Annotated in this window: 26 protein-coding genes; 19 read left to right on the top strand and 7 right to left on the bottom strand. The window is 66.3% G+C overall.

Annotation, left to right across the window (positions count from 1 at the left end):
- Window positions 1-3: 3 nt before the first annotated feature.
- Complete coding sequence (locus VHO04_RS10670) at window positions 4-669, top strand: helix-turn-helix domain-containing protein (protein ID WP_329628312.1); 666 nt, start codon at window positions 4-6, stop codon at window positions 667-669.
- Window positions 670-854: 185 nt separating this feature from the next.
- Entirely contained in the window at window positions 855-2,435 is a 1,581-nt protein-coding gene (locus tag VHO04_RS10665) for an ABC-F family ATP-binding cassette domain-containing protein (RefSeq protein WP_329628311.1), read from the top strand.
- 42 nt (window positions 2,436-2,477) lie between these two features.
- Here the strand turns inward: VHO04_RS10665 and VHO04_RS10660 are convergent, their stop codons facing one another.
- Window positions 2,478-2,963 carry an Lrp/AsnC family transcriptional regulator gene (locus tag VHO04_RS10660; protein WP_329628310.1) on the bottom strand — a complete coding sequence of 162 codons (486 nt, stop codon included), beginning with the start codon at window positions 2,961-2,963 and terminating at the stop codon, window positions 2,478-2,480.
- Between the two features lie 148 nt (window positions 2,964-3,111).
- Between VHO04_RS10660 and VHO04_RS10655 the strand changes: the two genes are divergently transcribed.
- Window positions 3,112-3,234 (top strand): hypothetical protein, encoded by a 123-nt coding sequence (locus VHO04_RS10655; protein WP_329628309.1) that lies wholly within the window; start codon window positions 3,112-3,114, stop codon window positions 3,232-3,234.
- 199 nt (window positions 3,235-3,433) lie between these two features.
- On the opposite strand, the gene VHO04_RS10650 is transcribed toward VHO04_RS10655, so the two are convergent.
- Window positions 3,434-3,796 carry a response regulator gene (locus tag VHO04_RS10650; protein WP_257546001.1) on the bottom strand — a complete coding sequence of 121 codons (363 nt, stop codon included), beginning with the start codon at window positions 3,794-3,796 and terminating at the stop codon, window positions 3,434-3,436.
- Window positions 3,797-3,883: 87 nt separating this feature from the next.
- Between VHO04_RS10650 and VHO04_RS10645 the strand changes: the two genes are divergently transcribed.
- From VHO04_RS10645 to VHO04_RS10630, 4 genes are read left to right on the top strand one after another with little or no spacing between them, the layout of a single operon-like run.
- On the top strand, window positions 3,884-4,156 hold the full coding sequence (locus tag VHO04_RS10645; protein ID WP_329628308.1) for a DUF3572 family protein: 273 nt from the start codon (window positions 3,884-3,886) through the stop codon (window positions 4,154-4,156).
- Window positions 4,153-4,794 carry an HAD family hydrolase gene (locus VHO04_RS10640; protein ID WP_329628307.1) on the top strand — a complete coding sequence of 214 codons (642 nt, stop codon included), beginning with the start codon at window positions 4,153-4,155 and terminating at the stop codon, window positions 4,792-4,794. The genes VHO04_RS10645 and VHO04_RS10640 overlap by 4 nt, the downstream gene beginning before the upstream one ends.
- Window positions 4,795-4,804: 10 nt before the next feature.
- On the top strand, window positions 4,805-5,272 hold the full coding sequence (locus VHO04_RS10635) for a RidA family protein (RefSeq protein ID WP_329628306.1): 468 nt from the start codon (window positions 4,805-4,807) through the stop codon (window positions 5,270-5,272).
- A 7-nt stretch (window positions 5,273-5,279) separates the two neighbouring features.
- Complete coding sequence (locus tag VHO04_RS10630; RefSeq protein WP_329628305.1) at window positions 5,280-6,428, top strand: GNAT family N-acetyltransferase; 1,149 nt, start codon at window positions 5,280-5,282, stop codon at window positions 6,426-6,428.
- A gap of 272 nt (window positions 6,429-6,700) precedes the next feature.
- Here the strand turns inward: VHO04_RS10630 and VHO04_RS10625 are convergent, their stop codons facing one another.
- Both VHO04_RS10625 and panC read right to left on the bottom strand, forming a co-directional pair.
- Window positions 6,701-7,015 (bottom strand): hypothetical protein, encoded by a 315-nt coding sequence (locus tag VHO04_RS10625; RefSeq protein WP_297660517.1) that lies wholly within the window; start codon window positions 7,013-7,015, stop codon window positions 6,701-6,703.
- Between the two features lie 149 nt (window positions 7,016-7,164).
- Window positions 7,165-8,004: a pantoate--beta-alanine ligase gene (gene panC / locus VHO04_RS10620; protein ID WP_329628304.1), complete on the bottom strand. Its 840-nt coding sequence runs from the start codon at window positions 8,002-8,004 to the stop codon at window positions 7,165-7,167.
- A gap of 83 nt (window positions 8,005-8,087) precedes the next feature.
- Between panC and VHO04_RS10615 the strand changes: the two genes are divergently transcribed.
- The 7 genes from VHO04_RS10615 (at window position 8,088) to VHO04_RS10585 (ending at window position 14,468) form a co-directional block, all read left to right on the top strand.
- On the top strand, window positions 8,088-8,897 hold the full coding sequence (locus tag VHO04_RS10615) for a division plane positioning ATPase MipZ (protein ID WP_329628303.1): 810 nt from the start codon (window positions 8,088-8,090) through the stop codon (window positions 8,895-8,897).
- Window positions 8,898-8,921: 24 nt separating this feature from the next.
- Entirely contained in the window at window positions 8,922-10,304 is a 1,383-nt protein-coding gene (gene pgmG / locus VHO04_RS10610) for a phosphoglucomutase/phosphomannomutase PgmG (protein WP_329628302.1), read from the top strand.
- A gap of 249 nt (window positions 10,305-10,553) precedes the next feature.
- Window positions 10,554-11,363 carry an LPS export ABC transporter ATP-binding protein gene (lptB, locus tag VHO04_RS10605; RefSeq protein ID WP_257545982.1) on the top strand — a complete coding sequence of 270 codons (810 nt, stop codon included), beginning with the start codon at window positions 10,554-10,556 and terminating at the stop codon, window positions 11,361-11,363.
- A 14-nt stretch (window positions 11,364-11,377) separates the two neighbouring features.
- Entirely contained in the window at window positions 11,378-12,838 is a 1,461-nt protein-coding gene (gene rpoN, locus VHO04_RS10600; RefSeq protein WP_329628301.1) for an RNA polymerase factor sigma-54, read from the top strand.
- 265 nt (window positions 12,839-13,103) lie between these two features.
- Complete coding sequence (ykgO, locus tag VHO04_RS10595) at window positions 13,104-13,229, top strand: type B 50S ribosomal protein L36 (protein WP_003046794.1); 126 nt, start codon at window positions 13,104-13,106, stop codon at window positions 13,227-13,229.
- 97 nt (window positions 13,230-13,326) lie between these two features.
- The gene (locus VHO04_RS10590; protein WP_329628300.1) at window positions 13,327-13,944 is read left to right on the top strand and encodes an HAD family phosphatase; all 618 of its coding nucleotides are present in this window, start codon (window positions 13,327-13,329) and stop codon (window positions 13,942-13,944) included.
- Window positions 13,941-14,468 (top strand): GNAT family N-acetyltransferase, encoded by a 528-nt coding sequence (locus VHO04_RS10585; protein ID WP_329628299.1) that lies wholly within the window; start codon window positions 13,941-13,943, stop codon window positions 14,466-14,468. Before VHO04_RS10590 ends, VHO04_RS10585 begins: the two co-directional genes overlap by 4 nt.
- 6 nt (window positions 14,469-14,474) lie before the next feature.
- On the opposite strand, the gene VHO04_RS10580 is transcribed toward VHO04_RS10585, so the two are convergent.
- Complete coding sequence (locus VHO04_RS10580; protein ID WP_414713106.1) at window positions 14,475-16,553, bottom strand: S9 family peptidase; 2,079 nt, start codon at window positions 16,551-16,553, stop codon at window positions 14,475-14,477.
- 170 nt (window positions 16,554-16,723) lie between these two features.
- Here VHO04_RS10580 and VHO04_RS10575 point away from each other — a divergent pair, with 170 nt between their 5' ends.
- From VHO04_RS10575 to VHO04_RS10555, 5 genes are all read left to right on the top strand, one after another.
- Window positions 16,724-18,562, top strand: coding sequence for an aminopeptidase P family protein (locus VHO04_RS10575; protein ID WP_329628298.1), 1,839 nt, complete (start codon window positions 16,724-16,726; stop codon window positions 18,560-18,562).
- A gap of 7 nt (window positions 18,563-18,569) precedes the next feature.
- Window positions 18,570-19,019: a thioesterase family protein gene (locus VHO04_RS10570; protein ID WP_329628297.1), complete on the top strand. Its 450-nt coding sequence runs from the start codon at window positions 18,570-18,572 to the stop codon at window positions 19,017-19,019.
- Window positions 19,020-19,520: 501 nt separating this feature from the next.
- Window positions 19,521-20,000 (top strand): hypothetical protein, encoded by a 480-nt coding sequence (locus VHO04_RS10565; protein ID WP_329628296.1) that lies wholly within the window; start codon window positions 19,521-19,523, stop codon window positions 19,998-20,000.
- Between the two features lie 32 nt (window positions 20,001-20,032).
- Window positions 20,033-20,977, top strand: coding sequence for a bifunctional diaminohydroxyphosphoribosylaminopyrimidine deaminase/5-amino-6-(5-phosphoribosylamino)uracil reductase RibD (gene ribD / locus VHO04_RS10560; protein ID WP_329628329.1), 945 nt, complete (start codon window positions 20,033-20,035; stop codon window positions 20,975-20,977).
- Window positions 20,978-20,984: 7 nt separating this feature from the next.
- Entirely contained in the window at window positions 20,985-21,611 is a 627-nt protein-coding gene (locus VHO04_RS10555; protein WP_329628295.1) for a riboflavin synthase, read from the top strand.
- A 230-nt stretch (window positions 21,612-21,841) separates the two neighbouring features.
- On the opposite strand, the gene VHO04_RS10550 is transcribed toward VHO04_RS10555, so the two are convergent.
- Both VHO04_RS10550 and ssb read right to left on the bottom strand, forming a co-directional pair.
- A complete protein-coding gene (locus tag VHO04_RS10550) occupies window positions 21,842-22,315 on the bottom strand; it encodes an MmcB family DNA repair protein (RefSeq protein WP_329628294.1) in 474 nt (157 codons plus the stop codon).
- An 11-nt stretch (window positions 22,316-22,326) separates the two neighbouring features.
- Window positions 22,327-22,881, bottom strand: coding sequence for a single-stranded DNA-binding protein (ssb, locus tag VHO04_RS10545; RefSeq protein WP_329628293.1), 555 nt, complete (start codon window positions 22,879-22,881; stop codon window positions 22,327-22,329).
- Window position 22,882: the final 1 nt, after the last annotated feature.

Below are 22,882 nucleotides of genomic sequence, written 5' to 3'. Positions count from 1 at the left end.
TTCATGGCCATAACCGGATATTTTGTCGCCGCTGCGGCGGGCGCCGACGAGCGCGGCAGCGCCCGCCGCAAGCTCAGTCTTCCCGCGCTGGGGACGCAGAGCGGCGGTGGCGGCATTGCGGTGCTCGTCCACAATATTTCGGAAACGGGACTGCTCCTCGAAAGCGACGCCGATCTTGCGGTCGGCGATTCGATCGGGATCGACCTGCCGCACGCAGGCGAAAGCCCGGCGACCGTGATGTGGATCAGCGACCGGCTCGCGGGTTGCCGCTTCGATGCCCCGGTATCGCCCGCGACGCTGAGCGCCGCGCAGCTCCGCAGCAGCGTCACCCATGATCCGCATTTCGACGACGATACCGCTTCGGTTGCCGATCAGGCCTTCGGCAGCCGGCTTCAGCGACTGCGCGCCCAGGCGGGCCTCAATCAGGCTCAGGTCGCCGACCGCATGGGCGTCAGCGCGCCCGCGGTCTCGGGATGGGAAAAGGGGCGCGCGCGGCCCAAGCACAGCCGCATGGCGGCGCTCGCCGCGATCCTGGGGGTGCCGACATCCGAACTGCTCGGCGATTCGGCGCCCGAGGATCTGCGCGACCTGATCGAGCGCAGCCGCGTCCAGATCGCGAGCGCGGTCGGCACGAGCGCCGACAAGGTGCGGATCATCATCGAGCTGTAAGCGATATTCTGCTCTCATGACGACGAAGGAAGAGTCCCAAACTCCACGCCGTTTCGGCCATTCCGCTTGCCCTTGCACCGGTCCGCCCTATATTCCTACATACGCGACACCAAAGGAGTGAACAGGATCATGGATCTGAACTGACCGCATCGCCCGCAAGCCGTGCCTTCAGGAAAGCTCTATCCATGCCCTCGATCACCCTCGCCAACGTCAGTTGGTCCACGCCCGATAACCGCACCATCCTCTCGAACCTCGATCTCGCTTTTGCGCGCGAGCGCACCGGCATTGTCGGGCGCAACGGCGTCGGCAAGTCGACGCTGCTGCGCCTGCTGACAGGCGAGCTGACGCCGGCATCGGGGCATGTTGCCGTCGACGGCCGCGTGGCGCTGCTGCGTCAGTCGGTGCAGGTCGACGCCGGCGAGACGATCGCCGACCTGTTCGAGGCGCGCGCGGGGCTCGCACTGCTCCGCAAGGCGGAGGCGGGCGAGGCGAGCGTCGAGGAGATCGCCGAGACCGACTGGACGCTCGACGCGCGGATCGACGAAGCGCTCGCCGCGGTCGGCCTGCCGCTTGCCGCCGACACGCCGCTGGACGCGCTGTCGGGCGGGCAGCGCACGCGCGCCGCGCTGGCGGGTGCGATGTTCGGTGCTCCCGATTTCCTGCTGCTCGACGAGCCGACGAACAATCTCGACCGCGAAGGCCGCGCCGCGGTGCGCGAACTGCTGCGCGGCTGGCGCGGCGGCGCGATCGTCGTCAGCCACGACCGCGAATTGCTCGAGGAAATGGACGCGATCGTCGAGCTCACCGCGCTTGGCGCCGCGCGCTACGGTGGCGGGTGGAGCGCTTATCGCGCGCGCAAGGAGGTCGAACTCGCCGCCGCCGAGGCCGAGCTTGCGGGCGCCGAAAAGCGGCTCGACCAGAGTCGGCGCCAGGCGCAGGTGGCGATCGAGAAGCAGGATCGGCGCGATTCCGGCGGGCGGCGCAAGGCGGCGCGCGGCGACATGCCGAAGATCGTCATCGGCGGCCTCAAACGCCGCGCCGAGGAAACGCGCGCCGCGGCCAGCCGCCTCGCCGAACGCCAGCGCGGTGCGGCCGAGGACGCGGCCGCTGCGGCGCGCGGCCGGATCGAGGTCGTCCATCCGCTGTCCGCGGGCCTGCCCTCGACCGGCCTTCCCGCGTCGCGCACCGTGCTCGAATTGGGTCGCGTCACCGCGGGCTATGCGCCGGGTCGGCCGGTGATCGCCGACCTGTCGCTGACGATCACCGGGCCAGAGCGCGTCGCGATCACCGGCCCCAACGGGTCGGGCAAATCGACGCTGCTCGCGCTCGTCGCGGGGACGCTTGCCCCCTGGTCGGGACAGGTGCGCGTGCCGGTGCCCTTCGCCTTGTTCGACCAGCGCGTGTCGCTGCTCGACCCTGCGCTGTCGATTGCGGACAATTTCCTCCGCCGCAATCCAGGCACGACGAACAATCAGTGCCGCGCGGCGCTGGCGCGGTTCCGTTTCCGTGCCGACGCCGCCGACCATATCGCCGGCACGCTCAGCGGCGGGCAGATGCTCCGCGCCGGCCTCGCCTGCGTCCTCGGCGCGCCGATGCCGCCGCAGTTGCTGATCCTCGACGAGCCCGGCAATCACCTCGACCTCGATTCGCTGACCGCGATCGAGGCGGGGCTCGCCGCCTATGACGGAGCGCTGCTCGTCGTCAGCCACGACCCTGCGTTTCTGGACGCGATCGGGATCGAGCGCGAGGTCGTGCTGGGGCGGTAGGGAATGACGAAGGGAGAGGACGAGTGGAGGTTTTGACTCCCCTCACCCATCGCGCAACGGCCGCCGGGCGGCTTCATTCTCGACGATATGGCGGATCGTGATCAGCGTCTTGAACGAATGAACGCCCTTGTCTTCGCCGAGGGCGCGGCGGGTGAAGACGTCATATTCCTCCATCGACCCGACCTGGACCTTGAGCAGGAAATCATCGTCACCGGTGACGTCCCACGCGGCGGTGATTTCAGGGTGGCGGGCGATCTCGCGCGCGAAATTGTCCATCGTCTGCGCGCCCGCCTGTTCCATCCGGACGAGCACATGCATGGTGAGCGCCGAGCCGGTGAGCGCGGGATCTACCAGCGCGATGTCGGCGACGATCACCTTCTCCTCGCGCAGCCGGCGAAGGCGGCGCAGCACGGCTGAAATCGACAGTCCGACCGTATCGGCGAGTACGCGCGCGGGCTGAAGATTGTCGCGCCGGACGAGGTCGAGCAGGCGGCGGTCGAAACGGTCGAGGTCGATCATTTTTCGCATATTCTGGCTTATAGCGCAAAAATTGGTCGCCGATATGCCGAATTTCGGCGCCTATAGCCGATGCGAATCGCCTAGATGGTTCGTATCCGAACCGTTCGAGCCGACCGGCTCTCTCCCCTCCCTGCGGTTCGGATGCAGGAGATCGAATATGGCCCGCATCGCACCCGAAACCAACTGGCTCCAGCGCCTCTGGACGTCGGTGGTTGAAACCTCCGCCGCCGCCGTCGCGGCGCATTATCACGCCCCGTGGGAGCGTAAGGCGAAGCATTGAGCGGCTGTCCGTCGCCCCCGCCTTTCCGAATGAAGGCGATCGACCCGAATGGCGGGAGCGCGGACCCTATATTTCGTCATCCCGGACCCTTCGACAGGCTCAGGACAGGCTTGATCCGGGACCCATTCCTTCTTCGCCGGTTTGAATGGACCCCGGATCAAGTCCGGGGTGACGAGGCACGCAGCGGCACGCGCACCGCTCAGGCAAAGGCCCCGACGCTCTCGATGAACTTGATCACCGAAATCGGTTTCGAGACATAGGCTTCGGCCCCGGCGGCGCGGATCTGTTCCTCATCGCCTTTTCCGGCATAGGCGGTAACCGCCATGATCGGCACCGCGCGCAGCGTCAGGTCGGCCTTCATCTGGCCGATCAGGTCGAGCCCGCTGACGTGCGGGAGTTGAATGTCCATGATGATGAGATCGGGCGCGATCTCGCGTGCCTTCGCCAGCGCGTCGCGCCCGTCGCGCACCGGATGCGCCTGATAGCCGTGGGCGTTGAGCAGGTCGCAGAACAGGCGGAGGTTCAGCTCATTATCCTCGACGACCAGGATGGTCTTGCCCATGTAAAATCTCTTCCCCACCTTGCGTGCGCGGCCCGTTTAGGCGAATCGGCGGCACGACACAATTGATCGCGGCGAAGGGATTCCCGATTGGACGAGGATGATGCGGCGCTGGCGCTCCATGCGCTCGGCTGGATTTTGAGCGACGAGCCGCGCGCTGAAAGGCTGCTCGGCCTGACCGGGCTCGACCCCGATTCGCTGCGCGCCTCGCTCGGCGAGCAGGCGGTGCTTGCCGCGATCCTGTCATTTCTCACCGCGCACGAGGCCGATCTGATCGCCTGCGCCACGGCGCTCGACGTGACGCCCGAAACCCTTGCTGCCGCCGCGCGGCGGCTTGAAGGAAACCAGAGGATGGACGCATGACCCGCCCGCTCGTCATCACCGATTGCGACGAGGTGCTGATGCACATGGTCGTCCCCTTCGCCCAGTGGGTCGACGAGGAACACGGCGTGCTTTTCCGCATGGAGGATGCGAGCTTTGCGGGTGCGCTCAAGCGCAAGGAGTGCGGCACGCCGTTGGAGGCGGCCGAGGTGTGGCCCCTGCTCGACGGCTTCTTTCGTACCGAAATGGGGCGGCAGACCGAGATTCCGGGCGCGATCGCGGCGATGGCAGCGATCGGCGATATCGCCGATATCGTCGTGCTCACCAACGTCGGTCCCGACCATCAGGCGGCGCGCGGCGCACAGCTTGCCGCGCTCGGCTTTCATGCGCCGGTGATCGGCAGCCGCGGCGGCAAGGGCGAGCCGGTGCGCGCGCTGATCGCCGAGCGCCGGCCGTCGGTCGCGGTGTTCATCGACGACCTGCCGAACCACCATCATTCGGTGGCGATCGAGGCGCCCGAGGTGTGGCGACTCCATTTCGTCGGCGAGCCCGCGATCGCCGACAAGGTGCATCCCGCAAAACATGCCCATGCGCGAATCGACGATTGGAGCGCGGCACGCGACTGGATATTGGCGCGGCTCGCTGAAAATATTCCGGCTCCGGCCCCGCAACCCGTATAAAGGAACGATCATGTCCGACATTCCCGCCAAGCTCGTCGCCCTCGGCCTCGACCTGCCCAAGCCCGCCGCGCCGGTCGCGGCCTATGTGCCCGTCGTCGAGCAGGACGGACTGCTCCATATCTCGGGCCAGCTTCCGTTTCGCGATGGACAGGTGGTCACCGGCCGGCTCGGCGCCGACATGGACGAGGCGACGGGCTATGACGCCGCGCGCCGCTGCGCGCTGATGCTCGTCGCGCAGGTTGGCCAGGCGGTCGGCGGCGACTGGTCGCGGGTCGAGCGGATCGTCAAGCTCGGCGTCTTCGTGAACAGCGACCCCGGCTTCACCGCGCAGCCGAAGGTCGCGAACGGCGCGTCGGAACTGATGGAATCGCTGTTCGGCGAAGCGGGCCGCCACGCGCGCAGCGCGGTCGGCGTGTCGGTGCTGCCGCTCGGCGCCGCGGTCGAGGTCGATGCGATCGTCGCGGTGAAACCGGCGTAGGATATCCGTGGCCGAAGCCGACCCGCCCGCGCGGACCGTCACGCTCGGCAGCGGCGTTGCCGCGGTCGATGCGGCGGCGTGGGACGCGCTCGCGGGCGTGGGCAATCCGTTCGTCAGCCATGATTTCCTGGCGCTGCTCGAAGATTCGGGCAGCGTCGGACCCGGCACCGGCTGGCAGGCGGCGCCAATCCTGGTCGAGGATGCCGATGGCGTGCTGATTGCCGCCGCGCCCGCCTATCTGAAATCGCACAGCCAGGGCGAATATGTCTTCGATCACGCCTGGGCCGATGCCTGGACGCGCGCCGGGGGCGACTATTATCCAAAGCTGCAGATCGCGGCGCCCTTCACGCCGGTGCCGGGGCCGCGCCTGCTCGCGCAGGATGAAGCGGCGGCGCTGTTGCTGATCCGCGGCGCCGAAGCGGTGGTGCGGCAGAATGCCCTGTCGTCGGCGCACGCGACCTTCGTCGCGCCCGAGCAGATGCCGCTTTTCGAGCGCGCGGGCTGGCTGGTGCGGCGCGACATCCAGTTCCATTTCGCCAATGCGGGCTATGCCGGCTTCGACGATTTCCTCGCCACGCTGACCTCTGCCAAGCGCAAGCAGCTCCGCAAGGAACGCGCGCGGGCGGTCGAGGGCCTGCGGATCGAGGAGGTCACGGGCGAGGCGATCGGTCCCGATCACTGGGATGCGATGTGGGCCTTTTATCAGGATACCGGCGCGCGCAAATGGGGCCATCCCTATCTGACCCGCGCGGCGTTCGACCTGATGGGGCGGCGCATGGCCGACCGGATTATCCTCGTCATCGCTTATGACGGCGCGGCGCCGGTTGCGGGGGCGATGCATTTCCTCGGTTCCGACACGCTCTACGGCCGTTACTGGGGCTGCGTCCGCGACATCCCCTATCTGCATTTCGAGCTTTGCTATTATCGCGCGATCGACATCGCGATCGAGCGCGGCCTCCGCCGCGTCGAGGCCGGGGCGCAGGGCGGGCACAAGCTCGCGCGCGGCTATGGCCCCGTTGCGACATGGTCAGCGCACTTCATCGCCGATCCGGGATTCCGGCGTGCGGTCGCGGACTATCTGGAACGCGAGCGGGTGGCCGAGGTGCAGGAAATGGAGTGGCTGGAAGGGCATATGCCGTTCCGGCGAGCCGAATAATCTCACGCAAAGGCGCAAAGGCGCGAAGAAGAAGAATTCTCACACAAAGACGGCGTGATGTCGCTCGATCGATGCGCCGATGCCGATGGCGGTTAAAAAGGCCGGACGAAGTCCGGCCAGATAATCGCCGATGATGGTCACGAGACGCAAACAGGAGAATCCGCCATCTTTGTGTCTTTGTGTGAGATTGTCCGAAAACCGGCCACGCAATTCTCTTCGCGCCTTTGCGCCTTTGCGTGAGATTCAGGAAAGCTCACGCAGCGCGCAAGATGTCAGGCGGCGAAGCGCCGGGCCGCCGGGCGGCGGGCGGTTTCGTCGAGCCAGGCGCGCGCCTGGCGCTGCGCCTCGGCGATTTCGTCGCGGCTCATTTCGTCCGACAGTTCGGCGCGGCATTGCTGGCCTTCGAGGCTGCCGCCGAGCGCGGCGAGATTGAACCATTTATGCGCCTGGATCAGATCGACATCGACACCGCCGGTCCCGGTGGAAAAGGCGATGCCGAGATCGAAATAGGCATTGGCGTCGCCGCGTGCCGCGTCGAGCAGACGGCTTTCGATCAGATATTGGGCAGACTTCAGACTGTTTGCCATGATAACCCCCTTTGCCTCCACCCCACATGGAGACCTCGGCCCCCAAAGTTGCGGTTTATGGTCAACAAAGCGTTAACGGCGGCGCGGATTTTTGGGGATATCGTGGGGAAGGGACGGAAAAGCGTGCGTTTTCGCGGGGACGACGGGCTTTACTCTACCGCCAGATTGTCGATCAGCCGCGTCTTCCCCATCCGCGCCGCCGCGAGCAGACGCGCGGGCTTATGGAAGGCGGTCAGCCTTTCGAGGCTGTCGGCATCGGCGAGCGCGACATAGTCGACGCTGTCGAAACCGCCCGCGACGATGTCGGCTTCGGCCTTCGCGAGGGCTTCGCCGACATCGGCGCCGCCCGCGATCGCCCTTGCCGCCGCCTTCAGCGCGCCGGGAAAGGCGATCGCCGCCTCGCGCTGCTGCTTCGAGAGATAGGCGTTGCGCGACGACAGCGCGAGGCCGTCGGCGTCGCGGGCGATCGGCGCGCCCAATATGTCGAGCGCGAAGTCGAGGTCGCGCGCCATGCGGCGGATGATCGCGAGCTGCTGCCAGTCCTTTTCACCGAAGATCGCGATGTCGGGACGAACCTGGTTGAACAGTTTCGACACGATCGTCGCGACGCCGTCGAAATGGCCGGGCCGCGCCGCGCCGCAATAATCGGCGCCGAGTTCGGCAACCTCGATATGCGTCGAATGACCGGCGGGATACATGGTGCCGACGTCGGGCGCCCAGAGCAGCGCCACGCCCGCTTCCACCAGCAGCGCAGCGTCGCGATCTTCATCGCGCGGATAGGCGGCAAAATCCTCGTTCGGGCCGAACTGCGTCGGATTGACGAAGATCGAGACGACGACATGGTCGGCGACGCGCCGCCCCATGCGCACGAGCGACAGGTGCCCGTCGTGCAGCGCCCCCATCGTCGGCACCAGCGCGACGCTCTTCCCCCCCTGCTTCAGTGCCGAAACGGCACGGCGCAGCATCGCGATGTCACGGATGATTTGCACGCTTGCCCTGCCTCCGATATTGGCGGCGCAACGACCACCCCAAGCGGCTGCCATGCGCCGCCAACAGGAAAATCGCAACGCTCATGACGACGCCCGCCCCGCACCGCATCATCTTTGCCAATGAAAAGGGCGGGACCGGCAAATCGACCTGTGCGGTGCATTTCGCGGTCGCGCTGACCAGCCTGGGCTGGCGCGTCGCGGGGATCGACCTCGACCCGCGCCAGCGCACCTTCCACCGCTATCTCGAGAATCGCGAGAATACCGCGAAACGCCGCGATATCGATCTTCCCACCCCGCGCTTCGAGGTGTTCGAGGGGTCGACGATCGAAGAACTCGACGAACAGGTCGCGCGGCTGGCCGAGGGCGTCGATTATCTCATCGCCGACACGCCGGGTCGCGACGATGTCTTCGCGCGCCATCTCGCGACCACCGCCGATACGCTCGTCACCCCGATCAACGACAGCTTCATCGACTTCGACCTGATCGGCCAGGTCGATCCCGAGACGTTTCAGGTCGTGCGCCCCAGCTTCTACTCCGAACTCATCTGGGACACGCGCAAGGCGCGTGCGAAAAGCGACGGGCGGACGATCGACTGGATCATCCTGCGCAACCGCCTCCAGCATGTCGATGCGCATAATATGCGCCGCGTGGGTGAGGCGCTGAACCAGCTCTCGCGCCGCGTCGGCTTCCGCGTCATCCCGGGACTCGGCGAGCGCGTCATCTATCGCGAACTGTTTCCGGCGGGCCTCACCCTGCTCGACAAGGCGCATCTCGGCGGCATGGGGATCGGCCATGTCGTCGCGCGGCAGGAACTGCGCGAAGCGATGGGCGGACTGAACCTTCCGGCGCGCGAGCGGTTTCATCCCGACGGGGATCTGTTCGCCGCCGCCTGAATATTCTTTCCCGAGGGGACAGACATGACCCACCAATTTCACCCCACGATGCTGCGCGAATATGACATTCGCGGCGTCGTCGGCGACACGCTGTCGGCCGCCGACGCCGCCGCGATCGGGCGCAGCTTCGCGACACTGATCCGGCGCGCGGGGGGCAGGCGGGTCGCGGTCGGCTATGACGGGCGGCTGTCGTCGCCGATGCTCGCCGAGGCGCTGATCGAAGGGATCAACGCTGCTGGAGTCGATGCGCTGACCATCGGGCTCGGGCCGACGCCGATGCTCTATTATGCCGCGTCAACCGAGGATGTGGACGGCGGCATACAGATAACCGGCAGCCACAATCCCCCCGACTATAACGGCTTCAAGATGGTATTTCAGGGACGCCCTTTCTTCGGCGCCGACATTCAGCGGATCGGCGAAATCGCCGCCGCGGGCGACTGGGAAAGCGGCGAGGGATCGGCGCAGAGCATCGACATCGTCGACGCCTATGTCGACCGGCTGACCCAGGACTTCGCCGGCGGCGCCTTCCGCATCGGCTGGGATGCCGGTAACGGCGCCGCGGGCACCGTCATCGAAAAGCTCACCGCGCGGCTGCCCGGCGAACATCATCTTCTTTACACCGATATCGACGGCCATTTTCCGAACCACCATCCCGACCCTACGGTTGAGGCGAATCTGGCCGATCTGAGGAAGCTGGTCGCGGAGAAGAGCCTCGATTTCGGCGTCGCTTTCGATGGAGACGGCGACCGCATCGGCGCGATCGACGGTGAAGGGCGGGTGATCTGGGGCGATCAGCTGCTACAAATCTATGCCGCGGCGGTGCTGAAGGAGCATCCAGGCGCGACGATCATCGCCGACGTCAAAGCCAGCCAGGCGCTGTTCGACCGCGTCGCCGACCTCGGCGGAAAACCGCTGATGTGGAAGACCGGGCACAGCCTGATCAAGGCGAAGATGAAGGAAACCGGCAGTCCGCTGGCGGGCGAGATGAGCGGGCATATTTTCTTCGCCGACCGTTATTACGGCTATGACGACGCGCCTTATGCGGCGGTGCGGCTGATCGAGGCGGCGACCAGGCTCGGCAAGAGCGTCACCGAGCTCCGCGGCGAGATGCCCGCGATGGTCAACACCCCCGAACTCCGCTTCCAGGTCGACGAAGTGCGTAAATTCGCCATTGTGGACGAGGTTCTGGCGCGGCTGAGCGCGGCGGGCGCGACGGTTGACCGCACCGACGGCGCGCGGGTGCTGACCGACGACGGCTGGTGGCTGCTCCGCGCCTCGAACACCCAGGACGTGCTCGTCGCGCGCGCCGAGGCGAAGGACGAGGCGGCGCTGGCGCGGCTGATGGCGGCGATCGACGAGCAGCTTGCGCTGTCGGGGGTGGAGCGCGGGCCGCAAGCGGCACATTGATTCCCCCTCCCGCAAGCGGGAGGGGCAGCGAGGCTTGGCAGCTTGCTGCCTAGCCGCAGCGGGGTGGGCCAAGGCCGCGCGGGTATTGCCCACCCCGCTGCGACTAAGCCCGGCTCACGCCGGGCCAAGTCTCACAACCCCTCCCGCAAGCGGGAGGGGAGATAGTGAATGCAAAATCCCTGCCAGATTGACCTTTGCCGCGTCGCTGCGGTAACGCGCGCTGGGGGCTAGAACGGAACCGACCTCTTTATGACCGACGAAACCACGACCGCGACGGCCGAAGGTGACCATGGCGTCTCCGAGCACCGCGCGCATGTCCAGGAAGACGCGGCAGCGGGCAATGGCCTTGCGATCATCTCGATCGCCAAAAGCTACGACAAGCGTGTGGTGCTCTCCGACGTGTCGCTGTCGGTCGGCAAAGGCGAGGTCGTCGGCCTGCTCGGCCCCAACGGCGCGGGCAAGACGACCTGCTTTTATTCGATCATGGGGCTGGTCCGGCCCGACGCCGGGCGCATCATGCTCGACGGCGCCGACATCACCTCGCTGCCCATGTATCGCCGCTCGATCCTCGGCCTCGGCTATTTGCCGCAGGAAACCTCGATCTTTCGCGGCATGACCGTGGCCCAGAATATCGAGGCGGTGCTCGAACTCGCCGAACCCGACAAGATCGCGCGCGAGCGGCGGCTCGAGGAGTTGCTCGAGGAGTTCGGCCTCGCGCGGCTGCGCGATTCGGCGGCGATGGCGCTGTCGGGCGGCGAGCGTCGCCGCGCCGAAATCGCGCGCGCGCTGGCGGCGAACCCGTCGATCATCCTGCTCGACGAGCCGTTCGCGGGGATCGATCCCCTGTCGATCAGCGACATCCGCGACCTCGTCGCCGATCTGAAGACCCGTGGCATCGGGGTGCTGATCACCGATCACAACGTCCGCGAGACGCTCGACCTCGTCGACCGCGCCTGCATCATCTACGACGGCAAGGTGCTGCTTGCCGGATCGCCCGCCGAACTGGTGGCCGACCCCGAGGTCCGCCGTCTGTATCTTGGCGAGGGCTTTTCGCTTTGATGCGGTAGCTGCCGATGGCGTTGGGTCCGCGCCTCGATTTACGCCAGTCGCAATCGCTGGTGATGACGCCGCAGTTGCAGCAGGCGATCAAGCTGCTTGCGCTGTCGAACCTCGAACTCGAAGCCTATCTGGCCGAAGCGCTCGAGGGCAATCCGCTGCTCGACGCCGCGCCCGCCGACCGCGACGAGGGCGGCGCGGACGAGAGCGGCGAGGAGGCGCTGCCGGCCGTCGACGTGCAGCCCGATACCGATGCGGCGCTGTCCTCCGACGCTGGCACCGCCGACGATCTCGACGTCGATTTCGCCGAAGAGCGCTTCCACCACGACAGCGCAAGCGATTCGGTCGGCCTGTCGGGCGAGGCGAGCGAAGGCATCGACTTCGACAGCTTCGCCGAACATGAGGGCACGCTCCACGACCATCTGCTCGCGCAGGTCGGCGAACGCTTCGACGGGACCCAGGCGGTGGTCGCGGCGCAGCTCGTCGCGCTGATCGACGAGGCGGGATACCTCCGCGCCGACCTTTCGGAGCTTGCGGCGCAGCTCGGCGTGCCGCTCTCGCTGGTCGAGGCGGTGCTCGCGGGCATCCAATGCTTCGACCCGTCGGGCGTCGGCGCGCGCGACCTCGCCGAATGCATCGCGATTCAGGCGCGCGAGGCCGACCGCTACGACCCCGCGATGGCGACGATGATCGCGCACCTCGACCTCGTCGCCAAGGGCGCTTTCCCGCAATTGAAGCGCATCTGCGGCGTCGATGACGAGGATCTCGCCGACATGATCCGCGAGCTGCGCGGCTACGACCCCAGGCCGGGGCTGAAATTCGGTGGCGAGGCGGTGCAGGCGGTCGTCCCCGACCTCTATGTCCGCCAGACTGCAAAGGGATGGGCGGTCGAGGTCAACAGCGGCACCTTGCCCCGCCTCCTCGTCAACCGCCGCTATTATGCCGAACTGGCTGAGGGCGCGGCGGCGAAGAGCAAGGCGTGGCTGTCCGAGCAGCTTGCGGGCGCCAACTGGCTCGTCCGCGCGCTCGACCAGCGCCAGCGCACGATTGTCAAGGTCGCGAGCGCGATCGTCAAGCAGCAGGAGGGCTTCTTCCTCCACGGCGTTGCGCACATGCGCCCGCTGACGCTGCGTCAGGTCGCCGAGGACATCGGTATGCACGAATCGACCGTCAGCCGCGTCACCAGCAACAAATATCTGTCGTGCGCGCGCGGGCTGTTCGAGCTCAAATATTTCTTCTCGTCGGGCATATCGGCGACCGAGGGCGACGGCGCGGTGTCGGCCGAAGCGGTCAAGAGCCGGATCAAGGCGATGATCGAGGCCGAAGATGCCAAGGCGATCCTGTCCGACGAGACGATCGCGCAGAAACTGTCGGCCGAAGGTCACGACATCGCGCGGCGCACCGTGGTCAAATATCGCGAGGCGATGGGCTATGGCTCGTCGGTGCAGCGGCGGCGGCAGAAGGCGCTGGCGGGGTAATATCCGATTCGCGCAGAGGACGCAGAGATCGCAGAGGATTTGGTTCACGCGGAGGCGCGGAGACGCGGAGGAAAAAGGAGATTGGCGGCTTTGCCGCCCTTTTTCTTCTCTGCGCACTCTGCGTTCTCTGCGCGAACATAATCTTCTCCGCGTCTCCGCGTGAACCTTTTCCGCAGCGAGGATGGTCGGACCGGTTGACTTTTCTCGCCTATCCCCATAGGTGCGCCGCTTCGCGTAGCAACGCCAAGATTTACGGAAAAGACCCATGAAGATTCGCAACAGCCTGAAGTCGCTGAAGGACCGCCACCGGGACAACCGCGTGATCCGCCGCCGTGGCCGGACCTATGTGATCAACAAGACCAACCGCCGCTTCAAGGCGCGCCAGGGCTGATGGTCCTGCCGGGGCGCATGCCGCCCCGTGCGCATCTGCGAGCCAGCGTGACGCCGTCGGATGCTTCCGGCGGCGCTTTCGCGTGTCTGGAGGATGCATGATCGAGCGCTGCGTGATTTTCGATGTCGGCCGCGTCCTGTTCGACTGGGATTTGCGCCATCTGTTCGCGAAGCTGATCACCGACGAGCGCGAGCTTGAATGGTTCGTGACGAACGTCGTTACCCCCGAATGGCATTTTCAGCACGACGCGGGCCGCCCGCTGGCCGAGATGGTGCCCGAATTGAAGGCCGAATTTCCGGATCAGGCGGCGCTGATCGACGCCTATGCGACGCGCTTCAATGAAACGATTCCGGGGCCGGTGCCCGGAAGCCTCGAACTGGTCGAGCGATTGGACGCGGCAGGCGTGCCGCTGTTCGCGATCACCAATTTCGGACATGAATTCTGGGAGGTTTTCCGCCCGACCCAGCCGGTATTCGACCGTTTTCGCGATATCATCGTCTCGGGTACCGAGAAGATGGTGAAGCCCGACCTCGCGATCTATGCTCTCGCGATCGAACGATTCGGCATCGACCCGGCGGGAGCGCTGTTCGTCGATGATGTGGCCGCGAATGTCGCGGGCGCCGAATCGGTCGGCATCGCCGGGCATCGTTTCGTCGATGCGGCGACGCTCGAACGCGACCTTGTCGCGCGGGCCTATCTGGCGGACCGGTCATGATGATTCGGATTGCGACCACCGAAGATCTTACGGCAATGCGCGACCTGATGCGCCGCGCGATCGAAGAGTTGCAGCGCGACTTTTTGTCGGCGGCCGAAGTGCGTGCGAGCCACGCGGTGATGGGGCTCGACACCCAGCTTGTCGCCGACGGCACCTATTTCGTCGCGACGATCGACGGCGTGCTGGCGGGATGCGGCGGCTGGAGCCGGCGCGCGACGCTCTATGGCGGCGATCATAGCAGCGACCTGCGCGAGCCGCGCCTGCTCGACCCCCGAACCGAGGCGGCGCGCGTGCGCGCAATGTATACCGACCCGGCGTTCACGCGCCGCGGCGTCGGGCGCGCGATCCTCGAAGCGTCGGAAGCCGCTGCGCGCGCGGCGGGTTTCACCGCCGCCGAACTGATGGCGACGCTCGCCGGCGAACCGCTCTATCGCGCGAGCGGCTATGTCGAGATCGAGCGCACCGCCGCGCCGGTCGACGGCGTTGACGTCCCGCTGATACGGATGCGCAAGCCGCTCGTTTGAGAGCGCCTACTTCTCGACCCCAAGCTGCGTCAGCACGAAAGCGAACTCCTCTGCATCTTCGTGGAGCGAGCCCCAGCGGCCCGATTTGCCAGCATGGCCCGCGCCCATGTTGGTGCGCAGCAGCAGCGTCGCGTCATTGGTGCGCGTCGCGCGCAGCTTGGCGACCCATTTGGCGGGCTCCCAATAGGTCACGCGCGGGTCGTTGAGCCCCGCCGACACCAGCATTGGCGGATAGGCTTTGGCGGTGACATTGTCGTAGGGGCTGTAGCTCAGCATATAATCGAACGCCGCCTTGTCGGTGATCGGATTGCCCCATTCCGGCCATTCGCCGGGGGTGAGCGGCAGCGTTTCGTCGACCATCGTGTTGATCACGTCGACGAAAGGCACCCCCGCGAGCACCGCGCCCCACAATTCGGGCGCCTCGTTAGTGACGGCCCCCATCACCTGCCCGCCCGCCGAGCGGCCCTCGATCGAAATCTTGCCGGGGCTGGTATAGCCCTTCGCGATCAACCCCTTGGCGACGTCGATGAAGTCGTTGAACGTATTCTTGCGGTGATCGGTCTTCCCCGCGAGATACCAGGCGCGTCCCAGGTCGTCGCCGCCGCGGACGTGCGCGATCGCATAGATCATCCCGCGATCGATGAGGCTGAGCCGCGTCGTCGAAAAGCCCGGCGCGATGCGATAGCCATAACTGCCATAGGCATAGAGATGCATCGGCGCGCTGCCGTCGCGCTTCGTGCCTTTTTTGTAGACGAGCGAGGCGGGAATCATCGTCGTGCCGTCACGGCTTGGCAGGTTAACCCGTTCGGTTACATATTGCGTTGCATCATAACCCGATGGGATTTCCTGTACCTTCAGCGTTTCGAGCGTTCCGGTCGCGATATCATAATCATAGACGGTATCGGGCGTGACCATCGATTCATAATCGAGCCGGAGCTTGTCCTGATGATATTCGGGATTGTCGCCGAGCCCCGCAACGTAAGTGGCCTCGGGGAATTCGATCCGGCCGGGGGTCAGCGGCGCGTCATATTGGCGGATATCGACCTGATCGAGCCCGTCCTCGCGCGCTTCGAGCACGAAATAGTCGCGAAAGACCGAGAAGCCGGTGATGTAGCTGTGATCCGATCCGGGGATCAGCGTCTTCCATGCTCCCGGCGCCTCGATGCTCGCGGTCGCAACGCGGAAATTGGGATGCTCGTCGTTGGTGAGGATGTAAAGCGTGCCGTCGCGCTCGTCGACGCTGTACTCGCGACCCTTCTGACGCGCCGAGACGAGTTGCATCTCCGCCTCGGGATTATCCGCGGGGAGCAGATAGACCTCGTTGGTCTCGTTATCGCCGGTCCCGATGACGATATAATTGTCGGCCGCGGTTTTGCCGATCCCGACGCCGAAACCGATGTCGGGCTCCTTGTAGAGCAATTTGTCCTGGTCGATCGGGGTGCCGAGCTTGTGCAGCCGGACATTGTCGGTGCGCCAGTTCTCGTTCGCGAGGCCATAGAGGATCGCATCGTTCCCCGACGTCCAGACGAGCGACGACAGCGTGCCGGGAATGACGTCGGGAAGCAGTTCGCCGGTTTCCAGGTTGCGGACGCGCGCCTCGAACCGCTCGGAGCCGTTATCGTCGAACGAATAGGCCATCAGCCGGCCGTCGGGGCTGATCGACAGTTCGGCGAGGCGGAAATAATCCTTGCCCTCGGCCATCGCGACCTCGTCGAGGATGAGCTGGGTCTCGCCGGAGCCTGACGCGGGTTTCCGGTACCATTTCTTATATTCGGCGCCCTCGTCATATTCGACCCAATAGAGCCAGTCGCCGTCCTTCTGCGGCACCGAGGAATCGGCCTCCTTGATGCGGCCCTTCATTTCCTGAAACAGGGTTTCTACGAGTTTCGCGTGCGGCTTCATCGCCGCGTCGAAATAGGCATTTTCTTGCCTGACATAATCGAGGACGTCCGCGTCATCGACGACCGGATAGCTCGGGTCGCGCAGCCAGAAATAGGGATCGGACAGGGTTTTGCCGTGCAGTGTCGATTCGTGCGGCCGCTTGTCGGCAACCGGAGCGGCGGGCAGCGCGGGACTGTCGGTCAATGGGATCTCTTTCTCTTGGGCAAAAGCGGTGGGGGCAAAAGCGCCGGACGCGGCAACGAGCGGGGTGGTAATTGCGGCCAGGAACATCCAAATAGCACGCATCACAAGACTCCCGCGGCATCGCCCCCGGTGGGCAGGATTGCCCGCGATGTAGGAACAAGGAACCAGCCATGTCCAGCCCCGTCCCCGGCACAATTTACGCAGAGCGCCTTGCTCGCGTCCGCGCCGAACTGGCGAAGCGCGGCCTCGACGGCTTCGTCGTGCCGATCAGCGATGAGCATATGAGCGAATATGTCGGCGCCTATGCGCAGCGCATGGCATGGCTGACCGGCTTCGGCGGCTCGGCGGGGACGGCGGCGGTGCTGCCCACGAAGGCCGCGGTGTTCGTCGACGGGCGCTACACGGTGCAGGTGCGCGATCAGGTCGACGGCGCGCTGTTCGATTATGTCGGGGTGCCGCAGTCGAGCGTCGCCATATGGCTCGGCGCCAACGTCAGCGCGGGGCAAAAGGTCGGCTACGACCCGTGGCTCCACGGCATCGACTGGGCGCGCGGGCTGGAAAAGGCGCTGGCAGCGAAGGGCGCGAGCCTTGTCGCGGTCGACGGCAACCCGATCGACGCCGCGTGGGACGACCAGCCGGCGCCGAGCGACGCGGCGGTCACGGTCTACGACACGAGCCTCGCCGGACAGGCCGCGACCGACAAGCGCGCGATCATCGCCGACTGGCTGAAGGCGAAGGGGCTCGACACGACGGTGATGACCGCGCTCGATTCGATCGCCTGGACCTTCAACATTCGTGGGCAGGACGTCAGCCACACGCCGGTCGGGCTCGCCTTCGCGCTGCTCCACGCCGATGCGACCGCTGACCTGTTCATCGCGCCCGAGAAGGTCACCGACGCGGTGCGCGCGCACCTCGGCAACAGCGTGCGGATCCACGATCGCGACGCGTTCGAAGCGGCGCTGGCGGACCTTGCGGGCAAGAAGGTTGCGGTCGACCCCGACCGCGCCGTCGCGGCGATCTTCACCGCGCTCGAAGCCGCGGGCGCGAAGATCGAACGCCACCGCGACCCCGCGGTGCTGCCCAAGGCGATCAAGAATGACACCGAATTGGGCGGCACTCGCGCCGCCCACGTCCGCGACGGCGTCGCGGTCGCGCGCTTCCTCCAATGGATGGAGGAGGTCGCGCCGCAGGGTGGCCTCGACGAACTTGGCGCGGCGGCGAAGCTGCGCGCGTTCCGCGACGACAGCGGTGTGCTTCGCGACCTGTCGTTCGACACCATCTCGGCGGCCGGCCCGAACGGCGCGCTGCCGCATTACAAGGTCGATGAGACGACCAATCGTGCGATCGAGACCGGCACGCTCTATCTCGTCGATTCGGGCGGGCAATATGCCGACGGCACGACCGACATCACGCGCACGATCGCGATCGGCACGCCCACGCCCGAGATGCGCCGCCGCTTCACCCAGGTGCTCAAGGGCCATATCGCGCTCGCGACCGCGCGCTTTCCCAAGGGGACGCGCGGCAGTCAGCTCGACATTCTCGCGCGGCAATATCTTTGGGCCGACGGGGTCGATTATGCGCACGGCACCGGCCACGGCGTCGGCGCCTATCTCGCGGTCCACGAAGGGCCGCAGCGTATCGCCAAGCCCGCGGGCGGACAGGCGGGGACCGAGGAGCCGCTGCACGCGGGCATGATCCTCTCGAACGAGCCCGGCTATTACAAGGCGGGGCACTTCGGCATCCGCATCGAGAATCTGGTCGTCGTGGTGCCGCAGAGCATCGCGGGCGCCGAGGAGGATATGCTGGGGTTCGAGACGATCACCTTCGCGCCGATCGCGCGCGATCTCGTCGAGGTCGCGTTGCTGTCGCCTGCCGAGGCCGACTGGCTCGACGCCTATCATGCCGAGGTGCTGGCAAAGCTGGGCGCCGGCATGGCGGACGAAGCGCGCGACTGGCTTGCCGCCGCCTGCGCGCCGCTCGACCGCACCCCCGCCGCGCTGGCCGCCTGACGCCGCAATGGAGCAGATTCCGCTCGAGGATTTCCGCGTCCGCGAGACGGTGCGCGTCCGTTTCAACGAGATCGACGGTCAGAATATCGTCTTCAACGCCAATTATCTGGTCTATGCCGACATCGGCGTGACCGAATATTTCCGCGCCCTCGACGAGGGACAGCCCGGCCCCTATTTTCACCAATATGGTACAGACATCCGCGAGACCCATTGCGAGATCGCCTATCATGCCCCCGCGCGACTCGACGAGCTGATCACGATCGCGGCGCGGATCAGCGGCTTCGGCCGGACGAGCTTCACGCTGCATTGCGGGATTTTCCGCGGGGGGGAGCGGCTGACCGACATCGAGATCCGCTACGCCCATATCGACAGCGACAGCGGCCAGCAGACGCCGCTTCCGGGCAGCTTCATCGCCGAGGTGCGGCGCTTCGAGACGCGGATGCCGGTGCAGGATTGAAGATAGTCCGCTGCCCTCGAAGGCGGCTTTTCACCTGCATCCCGTAGCCATCGGTTGTGGCGTGAGAGTTAGGCTTTCTCACCGTCGCCACCCCGGACCCTTCGACAGGCTCAGGACAGGCTTGATCCGGGGTCCATTCAGGCCAGCGTTGAGAGAATGGATTCCGGATCAAGTCCGGAATGACGATGGTTTACATGGGTCAAATCAGCCCGCCACGGCCAAAAAATTCTGCGGCGATTCGCCGAAACGAACCGAATCGACCCTCTCAACCAAAAAAGTCGAAAAAAAGGGCCGCCCGAGGGCGACCCTTGAAAGTTTTTGGGAGAGGATGCCTAAAAGGCAAGTGTGATATTGCACTGCACAATGAATTTCGCAACTGCGAAATAAGCATCCGCAATTGCATTTTTTGCAATCATAAGCGCCGTCTCTCCCTATCGTGTGCAATCGCCGTCGCGATATGGAGCGCTCGCAATATCGATCGACATCTCCTAAATTGGGGCCATGCGAATGTTCAACAAAGTGGATGTCACCGGCGGCCTCAGTGATTTCTGGGGCTATATCCGCGAACCGCGCCCGCATCGCTGGGCGATCTGGGGCGTCGCGCTCGCGCTGACGTGGGTCATTTTCCACGGCGTCTCGGAATATCTGATCCCTTATGAGAAGCCGAAGCCGCAGATCATCTATTTCGAAAATTGGAAGGCGACGCGAAGCGAGGGTGAGATTCGCGCCGACTGGGTCGCGCGGGCGAAGGAGACGACGCGCCTCAATGCCGAAAAGCGCGCCGAATATCAGCGGCTCGCGAAAAGCCTGGGGGTCGACTATGATTCGACCGAAGCCGACCGTGTGACGCGCGAGACGTTGGGCGATGCCGCGGCGGCGGCGGCGATGAAGAAGCCCGAGCCTGTGAAGACGCGCTCGACGCTGGCCGAACGTGCGGCGCGCGGGCCGCAATCGGCTCCGGCGGGACAAAACCGGCCCTGATGCGGCCCGCGCCGCCAACCGACGCCGACTGGATGGCCGCCGCCATCGCGCTGTCGCGGCGCGGGCGGCCGGCTGCGGCGCCGAACCCCAATGTCGGCTGCCTGATCGTCAGGGACCGCAAGGTGGTCGCGCGCGGCTGGACCCAGGCCGGCGGCCGCCCGCACGCCGAAGCGGTCGCGCTTGCGGCGGCGGGGGACGCCGCGCGGGGAGCGACCGCCTATGTCAGCCTCGAACCTTGCGCCCACGCCAGCGACCGCGGCCCGGCGTGCAGCGACCTGCTGGTCGCAGCCGGGCTCGCCCGCGTGGTGATCGCGGCGCGCGATCCCGATCCACGCACCGACGGCGCCGGGCTCGCGCGGCTGCGCGCGGCGGGGATCGAGGTCGTCGAGGGCGTGCTGCCCGCCGAGGCGTGCGCCGCGATGGCGCCATGGTGGACGCGGCAGCACGCGGGGCGTGCCTTCGTCACGCTCAAGCTCGCCACCTCGCTCGACGGCTGCATTGCGATGGCCGACGGGGCGAGCCGCTGGATCACCGGCGACCGCGCGCGCGCGCACGGGCATCTCGAGCGTGCGATGCATCAGGCGATCCTCGTTGGGCGCGGGACGGTCGCGGCCGATGCGCCGCGGCTCGACGTGCGGCTGCCCGGGCTCGAAGCGCGCAGCCCGCGCAAATTGCTCCTGACGCACGGGTCAGCGCCCGAAGGATGGACCGCGATCGCTTCGCCCGAAGCGATCGACGGCGTCGATTCGGTGCTGATCGAAGGCGGCGCCGGCGCGGCGTCGGCGTTCCTTGCCGCCGACCGCGTCGACCGGCTGCTCCTCTATCGCGCGCCGATCCTGATCGGCGGCGGCCAAGCCGCGCTCGGCGACATCGGCCTCACCGATCTGGCCGCGGCGCACGGCCGCTGGCGCCTTACCGACAGCCGGATGCTTGGCAGCGACCGGCTCGACGTCTACGAGCGGGTGCGAAGGGATTAAGGCTTCTATGTTCACCGGCATCATTACCGACATCGGCACCATATTGACCCATGAGGACCGCGGCGACACCCGGCTCGTCATCGGCACCAGCTACGATGTGGGCAGTATCGACCTCGGCGCGTCGATCGCCTGTTCGGGTGCGTGCCTGACCGTCGTCGATAAGGGCGTCGATGCGGACAGCAACGGTCCGGGCGACTGGTTCGCGATCGACGCGAGCGCCGAAACGCTCGCGCGCACCGCGCCGGGGATGTGGGACGCGGGGCGCCGCCTCAACCTCGAACGCGCGCTGCGCGTCGGCGACGAACTCGGCGGCCATATCGTCACCGGCCATGTCGACGCAGTCGGCCGGATCGTCGCGGTCGAGCCGGTGGGCGACAGCGTCAAGCTGACGATCGAAGCGCCCGCGTCGCTCGCGCCGCATATCGCGCCCAAGGGATCGATCACCCTCGACGGCGTGTCGCTGACGGTGAACGAGGTTGTCGATCAACCCGACGGCACCGCGCATTTCACGCTCAACATCATCCCGCATACACAGGAGATGACGACGCTGGATGAAGCCGCGGCGGGGCGGCCGGTCAATCTGGAGATCGACGTTCTCGCGCGCTATCTGGCGCGGATGCAGGCGCGGGGGTGAGCGCGGCTTTTTTATAAATCTCGCGCAAAGGCGCGAAGGCGCGAAGGCGCGAAGAAGGTTAATCTCACACAAAGACGCAAAGAGGGCGCGCGCAGCCGCGGCGTATTTTCCTAGGCAAAATGTAGCTCATTGGAGATTGACCGGACAAAGTCCGGCCCATTCAATGATCAAGAACGTCGCCGCCGCCATGCTCGCCCTCTTTGCGCCTTCGCGCCTTTGCGTGAGATAATCTAAATGCCCTCACCCCATGGCCCTGCCAGCTCGGGGTCCGCGATGATCATCGAGCGGCGCATCGCGAGGCGGCCGATGCGGAGCAGTTCGGCCTTGCGGCGCGCGGGGGCGAGGTTGCAGCTCGCCGCTTCGCGGACTACCGCGGCGCCATAGCGGTCGGCGACGATCAGCCCCGAGCTTTCGGGGCGGTAACCCTCGGTTTCGAGGATGGCGGGGTCGAGCCCCGCGGCAAGCGCCCAATAGAAGCGGTCGCACCAGTCGCAATAATCGGGCCATTTGCCATCGCCGTGCAGGTCGGCGCGGCTGACCTTGATCTCGACGATCGTGATGTTGCCCCTGGCGTCGATCGCGGTGAGGTCGGTGCGGCGGCCGTTGGGCAGCGTCACCTCGGGGATCGCGACCAGCCCCTGCTGCGCGAACAGCCGGCACACGCCGCGCGCGACGTCCGCGGCGGTCAGCAGGTCACTCGCCATGGGTCAGAGCCTCAGAACGGAACGTCGTCGTCCAGATCGTCGTCGAAGGGCGGACGGCTGCCGCCGCCCGAGCCGCCACCGCCCTGGTTCCAGCCGCTGCCCGCACTTCCGCCGCCGGACGAGGCGCCCTGATCCCAGCCGCCGCCCGAGCCTCCCGAGCCTCCGCCCTGGCCCCAGCTATCGCCGCCGCCGCGCGAACCACCGCCGCCGCCCGGTGCGCCGTCGAGCATGGTGAGGGTGCCGCCCATGCCGGCGATCACGACTTCGGTCGTATAGCGGTCGTTGCCGTCGCGGTCCTGCCACTTGCGGGTGCGAAGCGAGCCTTCGATATAAACCTTCGAGCCCTTCTTGAGGTAGCGCTCGACGACGCCGACCAGCCCTTCGCCGTTGATCACGACATTATGCCATTCGGTGCGCTCCTTGCGCTCGCCGGTCATCCGGTCCTTCCACTGTTCGCTGGTCGCGATGCGGATATTGGCGATCTTGCCGCCGTTCTGGAACGACTTGATTTCGGGATCGGCACCCAGATTGCCGATGAGAATTACCTTGTTGACGCTGCCAGCCATC

Source organism: Sphingopyxis sp., from assembly GCF_036261875.1.
In the GTDB taxonomy this organism is placed as follows: domain Bacteria; phylum Pseudomonadota; class Alphaproteobacteria; order Sphingomonadales; family Sphingomonadaceae; genus Sphingopyxis.
The sequence above is the reverse complement of the archived record's forward strand: the minus strand, read 5'-3'. Positions and strand labels throughout refer to the sequence as shown.